At 73.6% G+C, this 23,128-nt stretch carries 18 protein-coding genes; 15 read left to right on the top strand and 3 right to left on the bottom strand.

Going from position 1 to position 23,128, the window contains the following annotated elements:
- Window positions 1-32: 32 nt before the first annotated feature.
- Complete coding sequence (locus tag ACN27G_RS26270) at window positions 33-2,456, bottom strand: M28 family peptidase (protein WP_421497466.1); 2,424 nt, start codon at window positions 2,454-2,456, stop codon at window positions 33-35.
- A gap of 195 nt (window positions 2,457-2,651) precedes the next feature.
- On the opposite strand from ACN27G_RS26270, the gene ACN27G_RS26265 reads away from it, so the two are divergent.
- The 13 genes from ACN27G_RS26265 to ACN27G_RS26205 all read left to right on the top strand — a co-directional run bounded on the left by ACN27G_RS26265 (window position 2,652) and on the right by ACN27G_RS26205 (window position 17,146).
- A complete protein-coding gene (locus tag ACN27G_RS26265) occupies window positions 2,652-3,026 on the top strand; it encodes a hypothetical protein (RefSeq protein ID WP_421495416.1) in 375 nt (124 codons plus the stop codon).
- A 114-nt stretch (window positions 3,027-3,140) separates the two neighbouring features.
- Complete coding sequence (locus tag ACN27G_RS26260; protein ID WP_421495415.1) at window positions 3,141-4,367, top strand: PP2C family protein-serine/threonine phosphatase; 1,227 nt, start codon at window positions 3,141-3,143, stop codon at window positions 4,365-4,367.
- A gap of 32 nt (window positions 4,368-4,399) precedes the next feature.
- Entirely contained in the window at window positions 4,400-6,085 is a 1,686-nt protein-coding gene (locus tag ACN27G_RS26255) for a sensor histidine kinase (RefSeq protein WP_421495414.1), read from the top strand.
- 27 nt (window positions 6,086-6,112) lie between these two features.
- Entirely contained in the window at window positions 6,113-6,565 is a 453-nt protein-coding gene (locus tag ACN27G_RS26250) for a response regulator (RefSeq protein WP_421495413.1), read from the top strand.
- Window positions 6,558-7,379 (top strand): inositol monophosphatase family protein, encoded by an 822-nt coding sequence (locus tag ACN27G_RS26245; protein WP_421495412.1) that lies wholly within the window; start codon window positions 6,558-6,560, stop codon window positions 7,377-7,379. Before ACN27G_RS26250 ends, ACN27G_RS26245 begins: the two co-directional genes overlap by 8 nt.
- A 182-nt stretch (window positions 7,380-7,561) precedes the next feature.
- Entirely contained in the window at window positions 7,562-8,629 is a 1,068-nt protein-coding gene (locus tag ACN27G_RS26240; protein ID WP_421495411.1) for a coiled-coil domain-containing protein, read from the top strand.
- 36 nt (window positions 8,630-8,665) lie between these two features.
- Window positions 8,666-10,231, top strand: a complete 1,566-nt coding sequence (locus ACN27G_RS26235; RefSeq protein ID WP_421495410.1) for a fused MFS/spermidine synthase — start codon at window positions 8,666-8,668, stop codon at window positions 10,229-10,231.
- Between the two features lie 90 nt (window positions 10,232-10,321).
- Window positions 10,322-12,094, top strand: coding sequence for a protein kinase domain-containing protein (locus tag ACN27G_RS26230; protein WP_421495409.1), 1,773 nt, complete (start codon window positions 10,322-10,324; stop codon window positions 12,092-12,094).
- A 228-nt stretch (window positions 12,095-12,322) separates the two neighbouring features.
- Window positions 12,323-13,528, top strand: a complete 1,206-nt coding sequence (locus ACN27G_RS26225; RefSeq protein ID WP_421495408.1) for a substrate-binding domain-containing protein — start codon at window positions 12,323-12,325, stop codon at window positions 13,526-13,528.
- A 3-nt stretch (window positions 13,529-13,531) separates the two neighbouring features.
- Window positions 13,532-14,275 (top strand): ABC transporter ATP-binding protein, encoded by a 744-nt coding sequence (locus ACN27G_RS26220; protein WP_421495407.1) that lies wholly within the window; start codon window positions 13,532-13,534, stop codon window positions 14,273-14,275.
- Window positions 14,272-15,039 carry an ABC transporter ATP-binding protein gene (locus ACN27G_RS26215; protein WP_421495406.1) on the top strand — a complete coding sequence of 256 codons (768 nt, stop codon included), beginning with the start codon at window positions 14,272-14,274 and terminating at the stop codon, window positions 15,037-15,039. The genes ACN27G_RS26220 and ACN27G_RS26215 overlap by 4 nt, the downstream gene beginning before the upstream one ends.
- On the top strand, window positions 15,036-15,926 hold the full coding sequence (locus tag ACN27G_RS26210) for a branched-chain amino acid ABC transporter permease (protein ID WP_421495405.1): 891 nt from the start codon (window positions 15,036-15,038) through the stop codon (window positions 15,924-15,926). Before ACN27G_RS26215 ends, ACN27G_RS26210 begins: the two co-directional genes overlap by 4 nt.
- Window positions 15,923-17,146 carry a branched-chain amino acid ABC transporter permease gene (locus ACN27G_RS26205; RefSeq protein WP_421495404.1) on the top strand — a complete coding sequence of 408 codons (1,224 nt, stop codon included), beginning with the start codon at window positions 15,923-15,925 and terminating at the stop codon, window positions 17,144-17,146. The genes ACN27G_RS26210 and ACN27G_RS26205 overlap by 4 nt, the downstream gene beginning before the upstream one ends.
- A 73-nt stretch (window positions 17,147-17,219) precedes the next feature.
- Here the strand turns inward: ACN27G_RS26205 and ACN27G_RS26200 are convergent, their stop codons facing one another.
- The gene (locus ACN27G_RS26200) at window positions 17,220-18,554 is read right to left on the bottom strand and encodes a DHA2 family efflux MFS transporter permease subunit (RefSeq protein ID WP_421495403.1); all 1,335 of its coding nucleotides are present in this window, start codon (window positions 18,552-18,554) and stop codon (window positions 17,220-17,222) included.
- A 220-nt stretch (window positions 18,555-18,774) separates the two neighbouring features.
- Here ACN27G_RS26200 and ACN27G_RS26195 point away from each other — a divergent pair, with 220 nt between their 5' ends.
- Together ACN27G_RS26195 and ACN27G_RS26190 are read left to right on the top strand one after the other, a co-directional pair.
- Window positions 18,775-19,365, top strand: coding sequence for a TetR/AcrR family transcriptional regulator (locus ACN27G_RS26195; RefSeq protein ID WP_421495402.1), 591 nt, complete (start codon window positions 18,775-18,777; stop codon window positions 19,363-19,365).
- Window positions 19,366-19,533: 168 nt separating this feature from the next.
- On the top strand, window positions 19,534-20,283 hold the full coding sequence (locus ACN27G_RS26190; protein ID WP_421495401.1) for an SDR family NAD(P)-dependent oxidoreductase: 750 nt from the start codon (window positions 19,534-19,536) through the stop codon (window positions 20,281-20,283).
- An 86-nt stretch (window positions 20,284-20,369) separates the two neighbouring features.
- On the opposite strand, the gene ACN27G_RS26185 is transcribed toward ACN27G_RS26190, so the two are convergent.
- A complete protein-coding gene (locus tag ACN27G_RS26185; protein WP_421495400.1) occupies window positions 20,370-23,048 on the bottom strand; it encodes a hypothetical protein in 2,679 nt (892 codons plus the stop codon).
- Between the last annotated feature and the right edge of the window lie 80 nt (window positions 23,049-23,128).

Below are 23,128 nucleotides of genomic sequence, written 5' to 3'. Positions count from 1 at the left end.
TACAACAGAAAACGATAAGAAGGGCCCCCGCCTTACAACACATAGCTGCGGGCGACCGCGACCAGTTCGCTGCTGTGCGAGCCGGCGATCCCGACGCCGGGCGGGCGCGGGCGGAAGCCGGGCAGCCCGGTAAGGCCGTCGCTGGCGTCCATCGCGCGGAGCCGGACCGGGCCGCCGGTGCCGGTCGGGCGCAGCCGCAGCTCGATCTCGATCCCCTCGGGCGGTGGCGCGTGGAAGACCACTCCGAACGGCGCCGGCTCGTCGGCCCCGTCCGGCTCGTCGGCCCCGTCCGGCCCGGCGGAGCCGTCGGCTCGGGACTCCCCGGCGATCTCCACCGGGCGGTCCGCGACCCGGGCCCCGAGCACGGTGGCGGTGGCCGGGTCGACGTGCAGCGCGGCGAGGCGTACCGGGCGTTGCGGGACGAGCCGGACGCGCAGCGTACGCACGCCGGACTCGGTGACGTCGGCGAGCGGGTCGAGCCGGGGCGCGGGAAGCGCGGCCGGTTCGGCGGGTCCGGCGAGCAGTTCGTGGTCGCCCAGGATCGGGAAGGCGTCCCCGATCCGGGTCGGGCCGTCGACGTACCGGTCGGTCCAGGGCTGTGGATCGGTCTCCTGGCTGAGCCAGCGGGCGGTGCCGGTGTCGGCGTCCAGCGCGTACATCAGGTGGGTCGGCACCGGGTGTGCGGCGTCGAACCGGTCGACCGCGAGGCCGGTGCCGGCGAGGAGGACCGCGCCGAGGGTCGCCGCGAGTGCCGGCAGGGCGCCGCGCCGCCGGGCCCGGAGCGCGGCCATCCCGCGCTGCCCGCCGGCTTCCGGATGCAGCAGGTCGACGACGGGGAGCGCGGCCAGGCCGAGCAGGACCGCGAAGAGCGCCGCGACACCGCCCATCGCCATGCCGAGCGCCGGGAAGAGCAGCACCACGGTGGGGAGCAGCACGAGTACGCCGACCGCCGCACCGGCGGTCACCGCGACCACCGGCCACAGGCCGTCCCGGGGCACGGCCAGGGCCACCAGCCCGGCGAGCACGCCGGCCAGCGCCGGCAGGACCGTCAGGTAGGAGCCGCCGGGTGCCACCACGGCGAGCAGCACTCCGAGTACGGCGAGCCAGCCCAGCCCGCCGACGGCGAGTGCCGCCGGGCCGGTGTGGCGGCGGGTCAGCGCGTACCAGCCGAACAGCACCGCGGCGGCGAGCGCCACCACCGCCAGTCGATACCACAGTGGACGGTATGGGTCGAGCAGCGTGGCGTAACCCGGCCTGATGGCGGTGACCGCCGCCCAGAGCAGTTGTGCCCCGAGCGGGGCCAGCACGACCGGCAGGAGCGCCAGGCCGAAGCCGGCGGCGAGCCGGGGCCAGGAGGCCCGCCCCCGACGCCGGACGGCCCAGGCCAGCCCGGCGACACCGGCCAGCGCCAGCAGCGCGAGGGGCAGGGTGAGCCAGCCGGGATACCGGACCAGCCCGCCGGGGAGCGGGAAGTATGTGGCGTCCCCGCCGGCCGGCAGCCGGGTCAGGTCGACGGCACCGAACTCCCGGGCCAGTGCGAGCGTGTTGGCGCCGTGCTGTTGCAGGCTGCCCCGGTCGACGCTCTCCGGCGTGTCCAGCGGGGTGTGGTAGATCGCGGCACCGTCGACGTAGGCGGCGTTCAACCCGGTGAAGCCGTGGTCGAGGAAGGCGGTGAAGTCGGTGTCGTTGGGCAGCAGCCGGTAGACCTCGACCGCGAACGAGGTGCCGATCGGGTACGGCGCGGCCCGGCCGAAGACCTCCACCAGACCGGCGTTGCGCAGCGACGTCTCGAACATGATCACCGGACCGGTGCTGCCCCGCGCCTCCAGGTTGAGCACCACCCCGCCGTCGGCGGCCAGCGGGTGGTCGGCGGCGAACGCCGAGGCGCCGCAGAGGCAGGCCTCCTCGGCGTCGGTGAAGACGAGCACGACGTCGTTGCGTGGGCGCGGGCCGGCGGTGAGGGCGCGGGCCACCTCCAGCAGCGCCGACGTGCCGGCCCCGTCGTCGTTGCCGCCCGGGCCGACCTGGACCGAGTCGTGGTGGGCGACCAGGAAGACCCGGCCGGTGGGGTCGGTGCCGGGTATCCGGGCGACCACGTTGCGTACCCGGGCCAGGGTCGCGCCGCCGGAGCCGCCGCTGAGCTGCCCCGCCTCCCCGGCGACGGTGTCCTGCAGTTCCGGGGTGAGCCCGAGCTCGCGCAGCGTGCCCTCCAGGTGGCTCCTGACCTGGTCGTTGGCCGGGCTGCCCGCCGGGTGGGTCTGCGCGGCGACCGTCCGCAGGTGCTGGTACGCCCGCTCGGCGCTGAACTCGTCGGCGGGCGTGTCGAGGCCGGCCGGGCCCGGGGCGCGGAGGCCGAGCACGGTCGCGGTGCCGACCGCGAACAGCGCGGCCAGGGCCGCCAGCGCGGCCAGCGGCCGGCGTACGGGTCGGGTCAGCGCCCGGTCGGCGGCGGGCATGCGCCCGGCGTCCGGCGGGCCGGCCGGTGAGGGCTGTGGGCCGGCCGGTGGGGGTGGAGCGTCGACGGGTTCGGGACTCGCGGGAGTGGGCACGGGTGCCTCCAGGGGTCGGCAGCGACTGCCATCATCGCGGGTGATCCCGTCGCCGGCCGGCCGGGTCACCCTGCTGGCGACCGGTCGCATAGCGTGATACGCATGTCCAGGTACCGAGCGCCCGATCTTCTCGCCGTACTGCGCGATTTCGCCGCACGGGTGGCGCCGTACGACCCCGAGCCGGAAGCCGGGGCGGTCGGCAGCCTCGATGTCCGGTTCGACGGGAAGACGGTGACGGTCCCGCTCACCCCGTACCTGGCCGGGGCCGTGGCCGAGGCGCTGGCCGGCCACCGGGACCGCTCCGACCGGGGCAGCTGCGCGGGTTGCGGGGGGCGGCGGCTGGACGAGAACCTGCACTGCCCCGACTGCGGCCGGCTGCACGGGGTGCTCGGCCAGGTGCTCGCCCACCAGGCCGAGCGGATCCGTCGGGCCGAGCGGGAGTACGAGACCGAGCGGGGATCGGGACACACGCCGTGACATCGCGGCGGGGCGTCGGCGCTACCTGTGTTGTGTGGCAGCGTTGGGTGGGACAGGATCGGCGCGTCGAGCGCAGCGAGGAGGCGTGGTGAGCGAGCGGAGGGGGACGACCCGGTGACCGGGTCCTCCGTCGTGCCCGCGCCGGCGTACCCGCACGGCGGGCTCGGGCGGCACGCCAAGCTGCCGCCCCGGGAGCGGTTGCGGGTACTGCTGATCGAGGACGACGACGCGGACGCCTTCCTCGTCGGCGAGTTGCTGGCCGAGACCGACGCCGGCATCGACCTGCTCGTCGCGACCAGCCTGAACGCCGCCCGGCCGCAGGTGCCCGGGGTCGACTGCGTCCTGCTCGACCTGGGACTGCCGGACGCCCAGGGCATGGACGGGCTCCGCCAGGTGCTCGCCATCCCCGGCGGCGCCGCGGTCTGCGTGCTCACCGGGCGCTCCGACGAGCACCTCGGCATCGGCGCGGTCGCCGAGGGTGCCCAGGACTACCTGGTGAAGGGTCAGGTCGACGGCATACTGCTGGCCCGGTCGCTGCGCTACGCGGTCGAGCGCAAGCGGGCCGACGAGAACGCCCGGCGGCTGCGCGAGGTGGAGTTGCGCCAGGCGGAGTCCGCGCGGCTGGAGCGCGGCCTGCTGCCGCAGCCGCTCATCGACACCGACCTGGTGCAGGTGCACCCCTTCTACCGCCCCGGCCGGCACGAGGCGCTGATCGGCGGCGACTTCTACGACGTGGTGCAGACCTCCCCGGACCGGATCGACCTGATCGTCGGCGACGTCTGCGGGCACGGCGTGGACGAGGCGGCCCTCGGCGTCGAGCTCCGGGTCGCCTGGCGGGCCCTGGTCCTCGCCGGGGTGCCGGACGAGCAGGTGCTGCCGGCGCTGGAGCAGGTGCTGATGAGCGAGCGGTCGGCGCGGGAGATCTTCGCCACCGTCGCCGCCGTCCGGCTCGACCTGGCCGGCAACCGGGCCACGGTCCGGCTCGCCGGTCATCCGCCGCCGTTGCTGCTCGCCGGGGAGCGGGTGGTGCCGGTGCCGGCGCCGCACGGGTTGCTGCTCGGGGTACGGCCGCGACCGCCGGTCGCGTACGACCTGCGTTTCGAGGCCGAGGACTGGTCACTGCTGATGTACACGGACGGGCTCATCGAGGGGCGGACCGGCGAGGGTGACGACCGGTTGGACGTACCCGGGCTGGGTGAACTGGTGGCCGACCACCGTACCCGTGGGGTGGCGCTGCCGGAGCTGCCCGGCTGGCTGGTGGAGCGGGCCGAGGAGCGCAACGGCGGCCCGCTCGCCGACGACGTGGCGATGTTGCTGGTGAGCCGGGGGGTGGGTCGGTGAGTTCACGGGTTTCATGGACGTTGCGTCGTCGGGTGACCGCGCTGTGTGTGATCGTCGGCGTGGTGCTCGGGCTGCTCGCGGTCGGCGCCGCCGTCGTCGCCACCAACAACCGGCAACACCTCGACACCCTGCTCACCAAGACCGGGCCGCTGCGCATCGACGGCCTGGCGCTGCTCGGCGCCCTGGTCGACCAGCAGGCCGGGGTCCGGGGCTACGCCGTCACCGCGAACGAGGCGGACCTGGCACCGTACCGGGACGGGCAGGAACGGGAGGCGGCGCTGATCGCCTCGATGGAGACGCGGCTCGGCGACCAGCCCGAGATCCGCCGCGAACTGCACGTTGTCCGGGACCACGCCCGGCAGTGGCGGGAGGCGGTGGCCGAGCCGGCGATCGAGCTGACCGCGCGCAGCGGCCCCGACGCCGGGCAGGCGTTCCTGACCGCACAGACCGGCAGCCGCTTCACGGAGCTGCGCGGCGAGGTGCAGGCGTTGCAGGAATCGATCCTGGCGCTGCGCAACACCGTCGCCGACGACGCCAGGCGTACCGGCAACACCCTGGTGCTGCTCCTGGTGCTGGCGGCGATCGTCGTGGTGCTCGCCGGCCTGGCCCTGGTCACCTCGCTCAACCGGCTGGTCATCGGGCCGGTCACCACGCTCGCCGGCCAGGTGCGCGATGTCGCCGCCGGCCACTACCAGCGCGACATCGAGCAGGTCGGGCCGCCGGAGCTGGCCCGGCTGGCCGGTGACGTCGACGCGATGCGCCGCCGGATCGCGGCCGACCTCGCCGAGGTCCGGCAGGCCCGGGAGCGGATCGAGTGGGTCAACAGCCAACTGGAGAAGCAGGCCGAGGAGCTGGTCCGGTCGAACCGGGACCTGGAGCAGTTCGCCTACGTCGCCTCGCACGACCTCCAGGAACCGCTGCGCAAGGTGGCCAGCTTCTGCCAGCTCCTGCAACGCCGGTACGCGGGCAAGCTCGACGAGCGGGCCGACCAGTACATCTCGTTCGCGGTCGACGGTGCGCAGCGGATGCAGCGGCTCATCAACGACCTGCTGGCCTTCTCCCGGATCGGCCGGCTCACCACCGGCTTCACCGAGGTGGACCTGAATGCCGTGATGACCGAGGTCGCGGCGCAGACCGAGGCCACCCGGCGGTACGTCGGCGGCGAGCTCACCTGGTCCGACCTGCCGGTGATCAGGGGCGAGGAGACGTTGCTGACCAACCTGCTGGCCAACCTGGTGGGCAACTCGCTCAAGTTCCGCCGGCCGGACGTGGCGCCGAAGGTGCACGTCTCCGCCCGGCGGGTCGGCGAGGAGTGGGAGATCGGCTGCCAGGACAACGGGATCGGCATCGAACCCGAGTTCGCCGACAAGATCTTTGTGATCTTCCAGCGGCTGCACGCCAAGGACGCCTATCCGGGCACCGGCATCGGCCTGGCCATCGTGAAGAAAATCGTCGAATATCACGGCGGCCGGGTCTGGGTCGAGCCCGATGCCGTGACGGATGGCACGATGATCCGGTTCACCCTTCCCGTACCGCCGGAGCCGCGCAGCTCGGCCGAGCCTTCCGAGGCGCGGCCCTCGGAGGTCGAGCCCGCCGAGGGTGTGCCCTCGGAGGTGGAGCCCTCGGAGGCCACCGGGCCGGCTGCGGCTCCCGCCGGGGCCGACGGCGGCCCGGAGGAGTCGGCCCGCCCGGACGGCGGCATGAAGGAAACTGTGTAGCGGGGCTGGATCAACGAGGAGGGGTCGATGACGGCACCGGCGGACGGTAGGAGCCCGATCGAGGTGCTGCTGGTCGAGGACGACCCGGGCGACGTGCTGATGACGCAGGAGGCGTTCGAGGAGCACAAGCTGCGCAACCGGCTGACCGTCGTCTCCGACGGTGCGGCGGCCCTGGACTACCTCCGCCGGCAGGGCGAGTACGCCGACGCGGTGCCGCCGGACCTGATCCTGCTCGACCTCAACCTGCCCCGCCGGGACGGCCGGGAGGTGCTGGCCGAGATCAAGCGGGACGAGGAGCTCTGCCGGATCCCGGTGGTGGTGTTGACCACGTCACAGGCGGACGAGGACATCCTCCGCAGCTACCAGTTGCACGCGAACGCGTACGTCACGAAGCCGGTCGACTTCGAGCGGTTCATCTCCGTGGTGCGGCAGATCGACGAGTTCTTCGTCAGCGTCGTGAAGCTCCCGCCGCGTGGCTGACCCCGAGGCGCGGCTCGTCGACGAGGTCGGCGCGCTGCTGCGCCGGGCCGCCACCGACGCCATCCTGCCGATGTTCCGGCGGCTGGCCGACTCCGACGTGGTGGAGAAGGCCCCGGGCGAGGTGGTCACGGTGGCCGACCGCCGGGCTGAAGAGATCATCACGGCCGGACTGCGCCGGCTCAGGCCGGATTCCGAGGTGGTCGGCGAGGAGGGGGTGGCCGCCGATCCGGCGGTGCTGGACCGGCTCACCCGGGCGGCCGAGGTGTGGTTGGTCGACCCGCTGGACGGCACGGCGAACTTCGCGGCCGGTCGGCAGCCGTTCGCGGTGATGGCGGCGCGGCGCCGGGCCGGGCGCACCGAGGGTGCCTGGATCCTCGACCCGATGGCGGACCGCCTGCTGGTGGCGCGGGCCGGTGCCGGGGCGTACCGGGACGGGGATCCGGTGCGGACCACCGCCGAGGCATTGCCGGCGGGGTCGCTGCGCGGCGTGGTGGCGACGCGGTTCCTCCCGGCCGAACTGCGGGAGCGGGTGGCGGCCGGTGCCGGGCGGATCGGTGCGGTACTGCCCGGACAGCACTGCGCCGGTCAGGAATATGCGGATATTGTGGACAATCAGCAGCACTTCGCGATCTTCTGGCGCACCCTGCCCTGGGACCACGCCCCCGGAGCGCTGCTGACGGAGGCGGCCGGCGGGGTGGTCCGGCGTCTCGACGGCAGCGCCTACGACCCGACCGACGGGCGGGCCGGGCTGCTGGTCGCCGCCAACGAGTCGATCTGGGACACGGTGCACGCCACGCTCCTCGCCACCGGCTGACAAAGGCGACACCGGCCTCCTGTCCGGCCCAATCCGGGACGTTCGTACCCCGTCGCACCGGGGCCGACAGTGCGGCCGTCGTCCGGTAGGCTGGCCGGCGGTCTCCGCCAGGGGGCGCTGTGGAGGGCGCCGGCGGGGCCGCCGCCGAATGGGCACTGTGGATCCTCCGGGGTCGGCGGCCTATGGAAGGAACGGCTCTCGTGCGCAGAACGGCCAACCCCCGGCCGCGCGGCCCGCGCCGGTTCACGGCGTTGCTCCTCGCCGCTGCGGTCCTCGCCGTCATTCCCGCGGCCCTGCCCGGCACGGCCGCCGCTCCGGCGTCCGCCGCGCCCAGCTCACCGGGTGACGAGGGCGGCACCAAGAAGCTCCGGGACGCCCTGGAGTCCGCCTCCAAGGGGCACGTCGAGGCGACCACCAAGCTCACCAACTCAAAGAAGCGGCAGAGCCAGCTCGGCGCGCAGCTCAAACAGGTCGAGTCGCGGATCGCCACCCTCACCCGGGAGGTGGGGGTGATCGCCGCCGAGTCGTACCGCCGGGGCCGGCTCACCCCGATCTCGGCGCTGCTCAACAGCGCCTCGCCGCAGTCGTTCCTGGAGCGGGCCGCCGGGCTCGAGATGATGGCCCAGCGCAACGACAAGCAGCTCCGCGAGCTCGCCGAGTCGCTGGACCAGGCGACCCGGGCGAAGGACGCGATCGACGCCGAGGTCCGCGAGCAGCAGCGGCAGGTCGAGGTGATCGCCCGCAAGAAGAAGGACGCCGAACGGGCCCTGGCCGCCGTGGGCGGCAACCCGTCGGGCGGACTGATCAGCGCCAACTCGCCGCTGGCCAAACCGGCCCCGCGCAACTCCGACGGCTCCTGGCCCAAGGAGTCGTGCAGCATCGACGACCCGACCACCAACGGCTGCATCACCCCGCGCACCCTGCACGCGCTCAACCAGGCGAAGGCCAACGGCTTCAAGCGGCACGCCTCCTGCCACCGCAGCGGCGGTGGCGGGGAGCATCCCAAGGGACGGGCCTGCGACTTCTCCGCCGCCACCGGCGGCTTCGAGAACGTCGACGCGAGCGGCGGCGACCGCAGCTACGGCAACAGCCTCGCCGCGTTCTACGTCAAGAACGCGAGCCGGCTCGGCGTGCTCTACGTGATCTGGTACAGGCAGATCTGGATGCCCGGCACCGGGTGGCGGGGCTACAACGGCAACGGCGACCCCGCCTCCGACCACACGAACCACGTTCATCTGTCGATGTTGTAGCCCGGGGCGGCCGCGGACCTGCGTACCATCGCTGCGATGGACTCTTCACCGCCTGAGGTGGCGGCCACCGCCACCGTCCCGCACGAGCCGGTCGCACCCGCGGTCCGGGCACTCCCGCCCGGCCTGGCGGCTGCCCTGGTCTTCGTCTCCAGCGGGGCGGTGCTCGTGCTCGAGACCGCGTCGCTGCGGCTGGTCGGCCCGTACGTCGGCGTCACCCTCCAGGTCACCAGCTCGGTGATCGGGGTGGCGCTCGCCGCGATCGCGTACGGCGCCTGGACCGGCGGCTGGCTCGCCGACCGCCGCGACCCGCGCCGGCTGCTCGCCCCGGCCCTGGTCCTCGCCGGCATCTGCACCGCGCTGACCCTGCCGATCGTCCGGTACGCCGGCGAGGTGCTGCGCGGCGGCGCCGCCGTTGGCATCCTGCTGCTCACCGCACTGGCGATCTTCCTGCCGGCGGCCCTGCTCGCCGCGGTCACCCCGCTGGTGGTGAAGCTGCAACTCGGTGACCTGCGCCAGACCGGGCAGGTGGTCGGGCGGCTCTCCAGCATCGGCACCCTCGGCGCGATCACCGCGACCCTGGGCACCGGTTTCGTGCTGGTCGCCGCCCTGCCGAGCACCGCCATCATCCTCGGCCTGGCCATCCTGCTCGGGGCGAGCGGGCTGGCGCTCGCCGGCTACCTGCACCGGCAGGCCGGTGGCACCCGCCCGAAGCCGTCCCGGCTCACCGCCGCCGCGGCGGTGCTCGGGCTCACCGGTGCCGCGCTCACCGCCGTCGCGCCGACCCCGTGCGACGTGGAGACGGCCTACCACTGCGCCTCGGTCGAGCAGGACCCGGACAACTCCACCGGCCGGCTGCTGGTGCTCAACTCGGCCTGGCACTCGTACGTCGACCTCGCCGACCCCGGCCACCTCGAGTTCGAGTACACCAAGTGGATCGGGGCGGTCGCCGACGTGATGGCACCGGCCCGGACGCCGCTGGACGCCCTGCACCTCGGCGGCGGCGGCTTCACCATGCCCCGCTACCTGACCGAGACCCGGCCCGGCACCCGCAACGAGGTCTACGAGATCGACGGCGAGTTGGTCGAGCTGGGCCGGCGCGAGCTGGACGTCCGGACCGGGCCGGAACTCCGGGCCCGGGTCGGTGACGCGCGGATGCTGATCGGGGAGCGCCCCCGGCACAGCGCCGACCTGGTGGTCGGGGACGCCTTCGGGCACCTGGTGGTGCCCTGGCACCTGGCGACCCGGGAGATGGCCGCCGAGGTCCACCGGGTGGTCCGGCCCGGCGGGGTCTACGCGCAGAACGTGATCGACTATCCGCCGCTGCGTTTCATCCGGGCGGAGGTGGCCACCGTGGCGGCCGAGTTCGCCCACGTCGCCCTGGTGGCGCCGCCGGCCGCGCTCTCCGGCGCGCAGGGCGCGAACTTCGTGATCCTCGCCTCCGACCAGCCGCTGCCGCTGGATCCGGTACGGGAACGGCTGATCGCCTCGGCGGGCGCCCCGGTCACCGTTCTCTCCGGTGCCGCGCTCGACGACTTCGTCGACGACGCGATGGTGCTGACCGACGAGTACGCCCCGGTGGACCAACTGCTCGCCACCGCCTGAATCCCCGCCCCACGCACCAATTTCGGGTTGTCGGGGACCAATCGGCTCCGACAGGTGTAGCCGGACGTGATCAGGGCAAGAAAGTTTCGCATGACCGGGTGGGGCAGGTGGGGCGGAGCCGAGCGGCATGTCGCGGAACTGGTCGGTGACCGCTACCGGCTGATCGAGGAACTCGGCGAGGGCGGCATGTCGGTGGTCTGGCGGGGCCACGACGAGGTGCTCGGCCGGCCGGTGGCGGTGAAGATGCTCACGCCGAGGCTGGCCGCCGACCGGTCGTTCCGGCACCGGCTCCGGGCCGAGGCGCGGGCCGCCGCCCGGCTCTGCCATCCGCACATCACCGGCGTCTACGACTACGGCGAGTCGGTCCGGTACGGCCGGACCGTGCCGTACGTCGTGATGGAACTTGTCGACGGCGAGTCGCTGGCGAGCCGGCTCGACCGGGACGGGCCACTGCCCTGGTGGGACGCGGTGGTGCTCGGCGCCCAGGTCGCGGCCGCGCTGGCCACCGCACACGCCCGGGGAGTGGTGCACCGCGACATCACCCCGGGCAACGTCATGCTGACCCCGATCGGCGCCAAGGTCGTCGACTTCGGCATCTCGGCACTCGTCGGCGAGCGGGACGGTGACGTCGAGGGCGGGCTCTTCGGCACGCCCGCGTACGTGGCTCCGGAGCGGCTCAACCGGGGCGAGGTCTGCCCCGCCACCGACGTGTACGCGCTCGGCCTGCTGCTCTACCGGGCGCTGAGCGGCCGGATGCCGTGGCGGGTGTCGACGCGTAGCCAGGTCCTCCGCGCACACCTGCACGCCGAGCCGGCGCCACTCCCGCCGGTACCGGGACTTCCGGGCGAGGTGGTCGCGACCATCGACCGCTGCCTGGCGAAGGCGCCGCAGGAGCGGCCGGAGAGCGCGGAACTGGCCCAGATGCTCGCCGGTTCGGCCGGGGTGGTGCTGCCGGTGGCGGCCGGATCGGGACCGGTTCCCCGGCCCGGCCGGGCCGCCAGCCCCGCCGGAGGAGCGGACGACACCTCGCCGGGTGACCGTCCCGCCCCGCCGCCGCGTTCGGAGACCGCGATCCTGCCCCGGTCGATGGCGGCGACCGACCCTGCGCTGCCCGGCCGGCGTCGCCGGTCGGCCGGCCGGCTGCGCAACCCGGTCCGGATCGCGGCGGTCGGGATCGGCCTGATCGCGATGGGCGGTGCGGTCTGGGCGGGTAACGGCGACGGTTCGGCGCCGGCCGGCGGCGCCACCACGACGACCATGGCGATGGGCGGCTCCGCCCCCTGCCGGGTCGACTACGTGCTGCGCGCCGACAACGGCCGGTCGTTCCAGGCCGATCTCACCATCACCAACCTCGGCGCCCGAGCGGTGCCGGACTGGACGCTGCGCTTCGAGTTCCCCGGCGAGCAGGTGCTGACCCGGGACGTGCAGGCGCCGACCGGCCAGCCGTCGCCGGAGTCCGGGCAGCAGGGCAGGGGCGTGTTGATCCGGCCCGCCGAAGGTGCCGAGGCGACGCTGCCGGCCGGCAGCGCCGTCCAGCTCACGCTGACCGGCAACCACCCGGGCAGCAATCCGCTGCCCGTCGACTTCACGCTCGGCGACACCGCCTGCGCCGTCCGGGTCTCCGGGGTCCCCGGCGACAGCGGCGGGACGGCGGCCGGCGCCACGACCGGAAGCGTGCCGCCCGCGAAGAGCGGGAACCCGCCGCCGGCGAACTCGTCCACGGACCACTCCGGGACCGCCCCCCGCCCCGGATCGAAGGGGAAGGGGTCGCACCCGGAGAAGGGGGAGACGCGGCGGTCGGCCCCGGACAGGTCGCACCCGGAGAAGGGGAAGGGCGACGGGCGGAAGCCCGACGATCGCTGACCGCCTCTCCAGGACCTCCAACCGGCCCGCCCGGACCGCCGGCACGGCCCGCCCGCACGGCTCGCCCGGACCGCCGGCACGGTCCACGACCGCCGGCCGGCCCGCCTGTCTGTGGCGACCATCCCCCTGCCGTTACTTGTGGGTTTCGGCCACATAGCACGTGCGTGACGTCACTTCTACCGTGGGCCGACGATGCTTTCCCCAACGGCACCCTCAGGTGGAGCGATTATGACGGTCCGGACGACGCGGCGCGTAGTGGTCGCCGCAGCCACGCTGCTGGCAGGGGCGCTCGCCGCGACCGCCTGCGGCAGCCCGCAGGACACCGCCGACGGCGGCGGCGACAGCGCCGCCCCGGTCAAGGTCGGTCTGGTCTACTCGCAGTCGGGCGCGCTGGCCAGCTACGGCAAGCAGTACATCGAAGGTTTCCGGGCCGGCCTCGCGTACGCGACCGACGGCACCAACAAGATCGGAGACCGTACGGTCGAGGTGACCGAGGTCGACGACGCGGGCGACCCCGCCAAGGCGGTGTCGGCGGCGAAGGACCTGATCGGCAAGGGCTACAAGATCCTCGCCGGCTCCACGGCCTCCGGCGTCGCCCTCCAGGTCGCGCCGATCGCCGCGCAGAACAAGGTGCTCTTCGTCTCCGGGCCGGCCGCCACCGACGGGGTGACCGGGGTGAACAAATACACCTTCCGGTCCGGGCGGCAGTCGTACCAGGACGTGATGACCGCGAAGTCCTTCATCGGCGACGCGGCCGGCAAGAAGGTCGTGGTCTTCGCCCAGGACAGCGCGTTCGGCAAGAGCAACGAGGCGGCGGTCAAGGCGGTGATCGGCGGCGCCGGTGCCACCGTGAGCAGCGTGCTCGCCCCGGCCAGCGCCACCGACTTCACGCCGTTCGCCAGCCAGCTGACCGCGGCCAAGCCGGACCTGCTCTTCGTGGCCTGGGCCGGCACCACCGCCCCGGCGATGTGGCAGACCCTGGACCAGCAGGGCGTACTCGGCTCCACCACCGTGGTCACCGGGCTGGACATCCGGGCCTCCTGGCCGACCTTCGGCGCGGCCGGCACCAAGATCTCCTTCCTCTCGCACTTCTTCGACGGCGCCGCCGACAACCCGGCCGCCCAGGCGGCCAAGTCGGCCGTACCCGGTGGCGTGCTGGACCTGTTCCACCCGGACGGGTTCGCCGCCGCCCAGATGATCGTGCGGGCGGTGCAGGAGGGCGGCGACGACGTCGACAGGATGGTCGCCGGGCTGGAGGGCTGGAGCTTCGACGGGATCAAGGGCAAGATGACGGTCCGTGCCGAGGACCACGCCCTGCTCCAGCCGATGTTCCAGGCCACGCTCGGCGGCACCGGTGACGCGATGACGGCGGCGGCGCAGAAGACGCTGACCCCGGACGAGACGGCGCCGCCGGCCGTGGCGATGAAGGGCTGAGGTGTGCTCGCCACCCGCGACCTGACCTGGCGGATCGGCGAGGTCGCCATCGTCGACGGCGTCGACCTGGCGCTGGCACCGGGGGAGTTCCTCGGCGTGATCGGGCCGAACGGCGCCGGCAAGACCTCACTGTTCAACCTGGTCTCCGGGCTGCGCCGGCCGACCGCCGGCCAGGTGCTGCTGGACGGGACGGACATCAGCGCCCTGCCGCCGCACAAGCGGGCCCGGCTCGGGCTGGGCCGGACGTTCCAGGCCTCCTCGGTCTTCGGCTCGTTGAGCGTGCGGGAGAACGTCCGGCTGGCGGTGCAGGCGCAGCGGGGTGGCTCGATGAAGCTGTGGCGGCGGGCGGCGGCCGACCGGGAGGTGGTCGCCGCCGCCGACGCGGCACTGGACCGGGTCGGCCTGGCGCAGCGGGCCGAGGCGCTGGCCGGCACCCTCGCACACGGCGAGAAGCGGAAGCTGGAGATCGCGCTGCTGCTGGCCGGCGAGCCGAGGGTGATGCTGCTCGACGAGCCGATGGCCGGGGTGAGCGCCGAGGACGTGCCGGAGCTGGTCGCGGTGATCCGGTCGTTGACCGGCGACAGTGACCGGGCCGTACTCATGGTGGAGCACCACATGGACGTGATCCTCGGGCTGGCCGACCGGATCGCGGTGATGCACCACGGCGCGCTGCTCGCCTGCGACATCCCGGAGACCGTGATGGCCAACCCCGTGGTGCAGGAGGCGTACCTAGGTGAGCAGCTATGACTGAGGCGCCCGTCCTCGCCGTCTCCGACCTGTCGGTGCGGATCGCCGGGCTGCACATCCTGCAGGGCGTCACCTTCACGGTGGCGCCGCGCGGGGTGACCGTGCTGCTCGGCCGCAACGGCGTCGGCAAGACCACCACGCTGCGCGCGATCCTCGGCCTGACCCCGCGCGGCGGCGAGGTACGCGGCACGGTGCGCCTCGGCGACCGGTCACTGGCCGGGGAGCGGACCCACCGGCTGGTCCGGGACGGCCTCGGCTACGTCCCCGAGGACCGGTGCGTCTTCGCCGGCCTCACCGTGGCGGAGAACCTCCGACTCGCCGAGCGGCGCGGCGGCAGCCCGGCGTACGACCGGGTCTTCGAACTCTTTCCCGAGCTGAGGCGGCGGTCCCGGCAGCGCGCAGGTTCGCTCTCCGGCGGGCAGCAGCAGATGCTGGCGATCGGCCGGGTGCTGCTCAACGACAACCGCCTGCTGCTGGTCGACGAGCCGACCAAGGGCCTGGCCCCGAAGGTGGTGACCGAGGTGACCGAGGTGCTGGAGCGGGTCGCGGGCGCCGTCCCGGTGCTGCTTGTCGAACAGAACCTCGCGGTGGTACGCCGGCTCGCCGCCGACGCGGTGGTGCTCGCCGCCGGCCGGGTCGCCTGGTCCGGCGCCGCCGACGACCTGCTGCGGGAGGCGGAGTTGACCAGATCCCTGCTCGGCGTCGGCGTGGCCGGCGAGCCGCACCCGGCGGTCGAGCCCGCCCGGGAGGTGCCGGCCGGATGAGCACCATCGTGCTGCTGACGCTGACCGGGCTGGGCCTGGCCGCGCTCTACTTCCTGGTCGCCTCCGGTCTCTCCCTGGTGTTCGGGCTGGCCGACGTGCTCAACTTCGCGCACGGGCTCTTCCTCTCCGTCGGTGCGTACGCCACCTGGTGGGCCGCGGGCAACCTGCCCGGTGCCGGCCCGGACGGCCTCGGCTTCGTGCTCGCGGTCGCCTTCGGGGTCGTCGCCGGTGCGGTGGTCGGGATCGCCGTCGAACTGGTGATGATCCGCCCGCTCTACTCCCGCACCATCGAGCAGGTGCTGGTCACGGTCGGGCTCTCCCTGGCCGGGGTGGCACTGCTCCAGGCCACCTGGGGCGCGGATCCGCGACCCTTTCCGCGCCCGGACTGGACCCAGCGGGTCACCTCCGTCCTCGGCGCGAAGGTGCCGAACTCCGGCCTCCTGCTGATCCTCGCCGCCGCGCTGGTGTTGGCGGCCCTGCTCGGCTTCCTCCGCTACACCCGGTACGGCCTGGTGATCCGGGCCGGGGTGGAGAACCGGGAGATGGTCACCGCGCTCGGCATCGACGTCCGGAAGGCGTTCACCCTGGTATTCGCGATCGGTGGGGCCGCGGCGGCGCTGGCCGGGGCGCTCGGAGGCGTCTACTTCGGCTCGGTCACGCCGAGCCAGGGCGGCTCGCTGCTCATCTTCGCCTTCATCGTGGTGGTGATCGGCGGGATGGGCTCGGTCGTCGGCTCCGCGTACGCCGCCGTCGCGGTCGGTCTGTTGCAGCAGTTCGTCAACTACTACGGCACCTCCGGGGCGGGAGACGTCTGCGTGGTCGCGCTGCTGGCGATCGTGCTGCTGCTCCGCCCGCAGGGCATCGCCGGAAGGGCGGCGACCACGTGACCGACCGCAGCGAGGTAACGGAGCGGAGCGAGAGGGCCGGGCGTGGCGGTGCCGGCGTCGACGAGCGCAGCGAGGGGGCCGGCATGACGACCGGACCGAAGACGGCGGCGGCGAACCCGCCCGTCGCACCGCCGACCGCCGGTTCCGCGCCGGCACCCCGCCGGAACTGGCGGTCGGCCCTGCACATCTGGTCACCGCTGCTGCTACTGCTGGTCTTCGCGGTGCTGCCGTACTCGACGCTTACCGTGCCCGGAGTCTTCGACGGGCCGGTCAACGGGCCGGGAACCCTGCAACTGCTCGCCATCTGCCTGGTCTTCGGCGGCCTGGCCGCCGGCTACGACCTGCTCTTCGGTCGGACCGGCATGCTCTCCTTCGGGCACGCGCTCTATTTCGCCGCCGGTGTCTACGGCACCGACATCCTGGTCACCAGGGCCGGCCTGCCGCTGTGGCAGGCGGCGCTGCTGACCCTGACCGGCGGGACCATCCTGGCCGCACTGCTCGGCGCGGTGGCGCTGCGTACCGCCGGGATCGCCTTCGCGATGGTGACCCTGGCCTTCGCCCAGGTCGGCGCGATCCTGGTCGCCCGGGACTTCGGCGGGCTCACCGGTGGCGAGGAGGGGCTGTCGCTGGACGTCTCGGGGCTGCCGGCGATGCTGGTCGGGGTGGGCAACACCGTCAACCTGTACTGGTTGGCGCTGGCCTACCTGGCCCTGGTCGTCTTCGTGGTGCACCGGGTGGCCGTTTCGCCGACCGGGCGGGTGCTCGCCGGGCTGCGCGACGACGAGCGACGGGTCGGGGTGCTCGGGCTGGACCCGTACCGGTTCAGGCTGCTCGCGTTCACCCTGGCGGGCGGGCTCGCCACCGCCGGCGGGACGGTCTACTGCCTGCTGGTCGGGGGCGCCTCGCCGCACGTGACCTCGTCGGAGCTGACCCTGTCGCTGCTGGTGATGGTGGTGCTGGGCGGGCCGGGCACCCGGTGGGGTCCGGTGCTCGGCGGCATGCTCTACATGTACCTCGACCACCGGCTGACCGCGTTCGGCACCTCGTCGGCGGTCGAGTCGCTGCCCGGAGTGCTGAGCGGGCCGCTGTCACAGCCGCTCTTCGTGCTCGGCACCGTCTTCATCCTGGCGGTCTACTTCTTCCCCGGCGGCCTGGCCAGCCTCTCCACCCGGCTCGCCCCCCTCCGCACCCTCCGACCCACCCCCCACCGCACCCGCTGACCCGCCCGTTCCCCGTGATCAGGTAGCGTCCGGCCCGCCCCAGCAGACCGGACGCTACCTGATCATCCGGAACTCACCGGTGTGGGAGGCGGACGGCGAGCAGGGCGCCGGCGGCGACGACGGCCGCGCCGGCGAGGACCGCGGGGCGGACGCCGTCCACATAGGACGCGGGACTGGAGTAGTCGCCGTTGGCGGCGAAGATCGAGGCGAGCGCGGCGACCCCGACGGCCACGCCGAGCTCCCGGACGGTGTTGTAGGTGCCGGAAGCCAGGCCGCGTGACTCGCGGGGCACGGTGGCCATGGTGGCGGTGCTCATCGGCGCGAACGTCAGGCCCATGCCGACACCGGCCAGCGCCAGCGGGACGGCGAGCGCGGCGTAGGCGACTTCGGCGGTGCTGACCAGGGCGAGCCAGCCGAGTGCGAGGGCCAGCATCGCCTGGCCGGCGACGACCAGGGTACGGATGCCGAGCCGGCTCACCAGCAGCCCGGCCAGCGGGGCCACCAGCATCGGCGCCATCGTCCACGGCATCGTCCGGATCCCGGCGTGCAGCGGGCTGTGCCCCTGCGCCACCTGGAAGAACTGGGCGAGCAGGAAGACCGAGCCGAAGACTCCGACGGAGAAGGTGAAGGCGACGATGTTCACCACGCCGAAGCCCCGGGAGCGGAACAGCCGCAGTGGCAGCATCGGCACCGGCGTGCGGCTCTCCCAGCCGAGGAAGGCGCCCAGCAGCAGGGTGCCGCCGACCAGGGCGGCGAGGATCCGGGCGGAGGTCCAGCCGTGCTCCTGTCCGTGCACGACTCCCCAGACCAGGGCGAGTACGGCGGCCGTGGAGAGGAGCAGCCCGACCGGATCCAGCCGGGACGCGGGCCCGGTGGACTCCCGCAGGACGGTCGCGGAGAGCCCGAGGGCGAGCACGCCGATCGGCACGTTGAGCCAGAAGATCCAGGTCCAGTCGAGCCCCTCGACCACCGCACCGCCGACCACCGGACCGACGGCGACACCGAGGCCGCTGACCCCACCCCAGATCCCGATCGCGGCGTTGCGGAGCCGGTCGGGTACGGCGGAGACGAGCAGGGTCAGCGACAGTGGCATCACGGCCGCACCGGCCACGCCCTGGACCGCCCGGGCGGCGGTCAGCATCCACGGCTCGGTGGCCAGTGCGCAGGCCGCCGAGGCGAGGGTGAAGAGCGCGATGCCGGCGAGGAAGAGTCGCCGCCGGCCGACCCGGTCGCCGAGCGCGGCGGCGCTGAGCAGCAGGGCGGCAAACGGCAGCGTGTAGGCGTTGACGAACCACTGCAGGTCGGTGACGGAGGCGCCGAGCTGGGTCCTGATCACCGGCAACGCGGTGGTCACCACCAGGTTGTCCAGGGTGACCATGAACATCGGCACCCCGACCGCCGCGAGCACGGCGGCCAGGTGCCCACTCGTTCGGCCTTCGTCCGTCCGGCCTGTGTCCGTCCGGCCTTCGTCGGCCCTCGCGTGTGGGGTGGTGCGGCCGCCGAGAAGAGGTGGGCTGCTCATGGGAGCTCCAAGTTGTTATTCGATGATAACTAAGCCTCTCTGACGGTAATTATCGACTGATAACATGTCAACGTCCGAGCGCTCTCGTCGACGGAGGAGGACGGCGATGACCAGGACCAGGTTGACCGCCGCCGAGCGGGGTGAGCAGCTCGCCGACGCCGCCGTCAAGGCATTCGCCGTCTCCGGGTACGCCGGCACCTCCACCGACGACGTGGCCCGGCTGGCCGGCGTCTCGCAGCCGTACGTCATCCGGCTCTTCGGCTCCAAGCAACGGCTGTTCATCGCGGCGGTCGAGCACGCCGCCATCCGGATCGAGCAGGCGTTCCGGGACGCCGCCGGCGACTCGGCGGACCTGGAGACCCTTGCGGACGCGTACGAGGAACTGCTGGCCGAGCGGGACCTGCTCGCCGTGCTCCTGCACGGCTTCGCGGCCAGCTCCGACCCGGTGATCGGTGGCGTCGTACGCAACTGCTTCGGTCGGATCTACCGCCTCATCCGGGAGCTGACCGGGGCGGGTGCCGAGGAGACCGCGACCTTCCTGGGCAGCGGGATGCTGCTCACCGTACTGGCCTCGATGCAGGTGCTCGGGCCCGGCGCGGTGCCACCCGAACCCTGGATGTCGGAGATCGCCGCGGGTATACACAAGTCGGGCGCGACGGTGTGCGGCCCGGGTGCGGAGCCGTCGGACGGCGGGTAGCGTGGCTCGCCGGCCCGGGGGCGAGATCTCGGGGCGGCGTAGGCGCCGGGACGCGATCTCGGGGCGGCGTAGGCGCCCGGAGGCCGCGCGGGATGGAGACCATCATCGTCCCGATGCCGGTGGTGTGGGACGCGACGGAACCAGGAAACGACGGCACGGGGAGGATGTATGCCGGATCGACGACTGGCAGTGGTCAGTGGCGGCGCGACCGGGATCGGCGCGGCGGTGGCCGAGGGCCTGGGCGAGGACGGGTACGACATCATCGTGATCGGCCGCCGCGCCGACCTGCTGGACAAGACCGCCGCCCGCATCGGGGCCGACCTCGGCCGGCCAGGCTCGGTCGAGGCGGTGCCGGCCGATCTCACCGACCCGGCGCAGCTGGACAGGGTCGTCGATGCGGTGGGCGGGCGCACCGTCGACATCGTGGTCAACAACGCGGGCGGCTATCTCGGCGGCGACTCGTCGACGTTGGACGGTGTCGCCGCGCTCTGGCGGGCCAACCTCGACAGCAACGTGCTCACCGCCGTACTCCTGACCGAGGCCCTCCGGCCGGCGTTGCGCCGGCCCGGGGGGCGGGTGGTGCTGATCAGCTCGATCGCCGCGCAGCGGGGCGGCGGTGGTCCGTACTCGGCGGCGAAGGCGGCGCTGCACGGCTGGGCGTACCACCTGGCGCAGGAACTCGGGCCGGAGGAGATCACGGCCAATGTGGTGAGCCCGGGATATGTCGTCGACACCGAGTTCTTCGCGGGCCGGATGACGCCGGAGGGGCACCAGCGGCGGGTCGACGCGACCCTGGTGAAGCGGGCGGGCCAGCCGAGCGAGATCGCTGCGGCGATTCGCTACCTGGCCAGTCCGGCCGCCGGCTACGTGACGGGGCAGGTGCTGGGCGTGAACGGCGGTTCGGTGTTCGGCCGCTGAGGCGGTTCGTACCGCATCTCGGCCGGTGGGGCGGGTGGCAGTCCCCGTGGCGACCACCCGGCCCCCGCCCGGCCGGCCGGTACGGTTCAGGGCTGGCGGCAGCGCTGGTCGGCCGGGTCGTCCGCCGAGCCGCAGTGGAAGACCTCGACGGCTTCGGTGTCCACGTCGGTCACCCGGTCGACCCTGAGCAGCGAGAGCCGCTTCGCCACCGGCTCACCAGAGTCGGGCGCGAACGTGATGAGGCCGCTCACCCCCGGATAGCCGCCCTCGGCGTTCTGCCGTAGCACCTCGGTGTGTACGCCGGCCGGGTTGACCGCCCGGGGGTCCCACGCCTCGCGCGGGCTGCCGTGTCGCAGCCGGGCGGCCAGGCTCTCCACCGCGCGCACGACCATCATGGCGGCGTCGTAGGCGAGGCTGACCCGCTCGCCGACCGGCACGCTCGGCCCCTCCTCCCGACAGCGGGGCGGATCGAGCAGGTTGTCGGCCTGGACCCAGGAGAGAAAACTGCCGCGTACGTCGTCGCGCCGGTCCCGGGCCGCGCGCAGCGAGGCACAGGTGGCCAGGGCGGCCTTCGAGACGTACGTGACCGGCAGGTTCCCGGGGGCGCTGGCCCGGAGCACCGGGTTCGCCATGTACCGGTTGACCGAGTCGTCCCCGACCAGGTGCCGGGGCGGGTTGGGGCCGCACTCCTTGAGGGCCCGGAGGAAACCGTCGAACTCGGACCAGCGACCGGCGAAGATCAGGATGCCCTCGTAGCCGCACTCCTGCGTCATCCGCTGACCGGTCCGGAACTCCTCGACCCGGGTCAGCCGGTCCCCGAAACGCTGGCGCAGGCCCTCGACGAGGGTGCCGACGTAGAGGTCCCGTTCCAGGGAGCTGTTCTCGCCGGTGGTGTAGTACACGTGCGCCCCGTCGACCCGCAGCACCTGGCGGGCGTACTCGTCGAGCAGCGCGACCTGGTCGCGGTTGGGCGCGGAGATCTGGAGATAGAGCCGGGAGTTCTGGTAGAGGCCGTCGGCGGAGAGGGTGGGCGCGAGCGCCGGCAGGCCGATCCGGTTGAGTTCCCGCAGCGCGTTCGCGGTGCTCTGCCGGCTCTCCACCAGCCCGACCACGCCGAGCACCGTCGGGTCGTCCCGGACCAGCCCTTCCAGCATCGCCACCGCACGGCCGGCGTACCGCATCTGGTGACCGGCGTTGGCGACGACCACCCGGAGCAGCGCGGCGCCGTCGGCACCGGCCGACTCCCGCAGCAGCGCGTACTGCGCGGTCGCCATGCCCTCCAGTTCCTCGCGCTCGGAGACGTAGGACTCCTCGTCGGCGCGGGTCCGGTTGCCGGTCAGGGTGCCGAGGTAGACCAGGGTGACCAGCGGCCGGCGCCGGGCGCTGCGTTGCCAGACCTGCTCGGCGTCGGCATTCTGCTGGAAGATCCGCCGCTGCACCGCCCGGAGCCGGTCCTGTCCGGGATCGCGGTTGAAGACGTGCCCGGCGGTGTCGCTGTAGCCGATGCACTCGCCGCCGACCAACTCCACCGAGACGGTGCCGCCGAACGGCCGGGGATGGCAGTCCGGGCTCCACCGCGAGGTCACCCAGAGGCCGGCGCCGACCAGGAGCAGCAGCACCAGCGCGGTGGGGAGGAGCCGCCGGCTCCACCACGGCGGGGCGGGCGGGGTGAAGTTGAGCAGGCCACCCCGTGGCTCCGAGCCCGCGCTCGGGTCGCCGAGCAGCAGGGCGATGAGCCAGGCGGCCGGCCGGCGCAGCCGCCGGGTCTCCGGCAGGACGTCGACCCATTCGTCGTACGCCTCCTCGGCGTCGACCAGCGCGTACGGCTCGGGCAGTTCCGGCGGCGGCTCGGCGCCGGCCGCGACCACCAGGAGCGGATCGTTGCGTCCGGTCTCGTTGCGGACGTCGTTGACCAGGCGGATCAGGGTGTGCCCGGCGTCGCCGGAGGTCACGTTTCCGAGTAGCAGCACCGGATAGGCGGTGCGCCGCCAGCTCGACGGCCGCCAGAGCCGTCTCCGGTAGCCCTGCCGGAGATCCTCAAGGAAGGCGTGCACGAGAAGCTTGTTCACCTGGTCCGGCTGCTCGCCGTCCCGCCAGCCGGCGGTGAGCCGCTCGGCGAAGCCGAGGAAGGTGACCGACTGCCGGGGCGCGAGGTACTGCTGCCGCATGAACCACCGGTAGTGCGGCCCCAGCAGCGGCACCCGACCGGAGACCGCGATCCGGAAGACGGCGCTCGGGATAGCCCGCCGGACCAGCCAGAACGCGAGCTGGTAGGCGGTGGCGAAGAGGTCGTCGCCGCCGGAGGGGTCGCCGCCGGGGCGGGCGCCGCGCCGGTCCCGGAGCTGGCGGGCCAGGGCCGGCCGGCGGTCCTCGCCCGCCTCTCCCGGCACCGCGACGGGCTGGTGCAGCAGCCAGTCGGCCAGCGGGTAGTGCCGGAAACGCAGCCGCTCGCCCCCGAACGCCTCCAGCGAGAGCTGCCGGTGCATCTCCCGCAGCTCGCCGGGGATGTCGAGGCCGGGCGCCTCGGCCAGGTCGAGAACGACGTGCGGGATGCGGCGGCGCTGGCCCCGCGCCAGCGCCCGGCGGAGCAGGGCGATCACGTCCGGCGCGCCGGCCGAGCGGACCAGCCAGATCAGCGGCAGCCTCCGGTCTCCGCGTCGCGGCCGGCGCAGCAGCCGGGCCAGCAGGGCGAGAAACTCCGAACCGCCGGACGGGAGACGTTCCCGTCCGGAGGTCGACTGTCCCTGGGACGCCGTCGAGCGCATGCGCACCTCCTCCGACCGTCGCTGGGCGTGGCTCACAGATCACCACAGTGTCGCGGATGGGGACAAGGGTGGCCGGGCAC

Source organism: Plantactinospora sp. WMMB334, from assembly GCF_049179095.1.
GTDB lineage: Bacteria > Actinomycetota > Actinomycetes > Mycobacteriales > Micromonosporaceae > Plantactinospora.
This window is presented reverse-complemented; position numbering and strand designations above follow the sequence as displayed.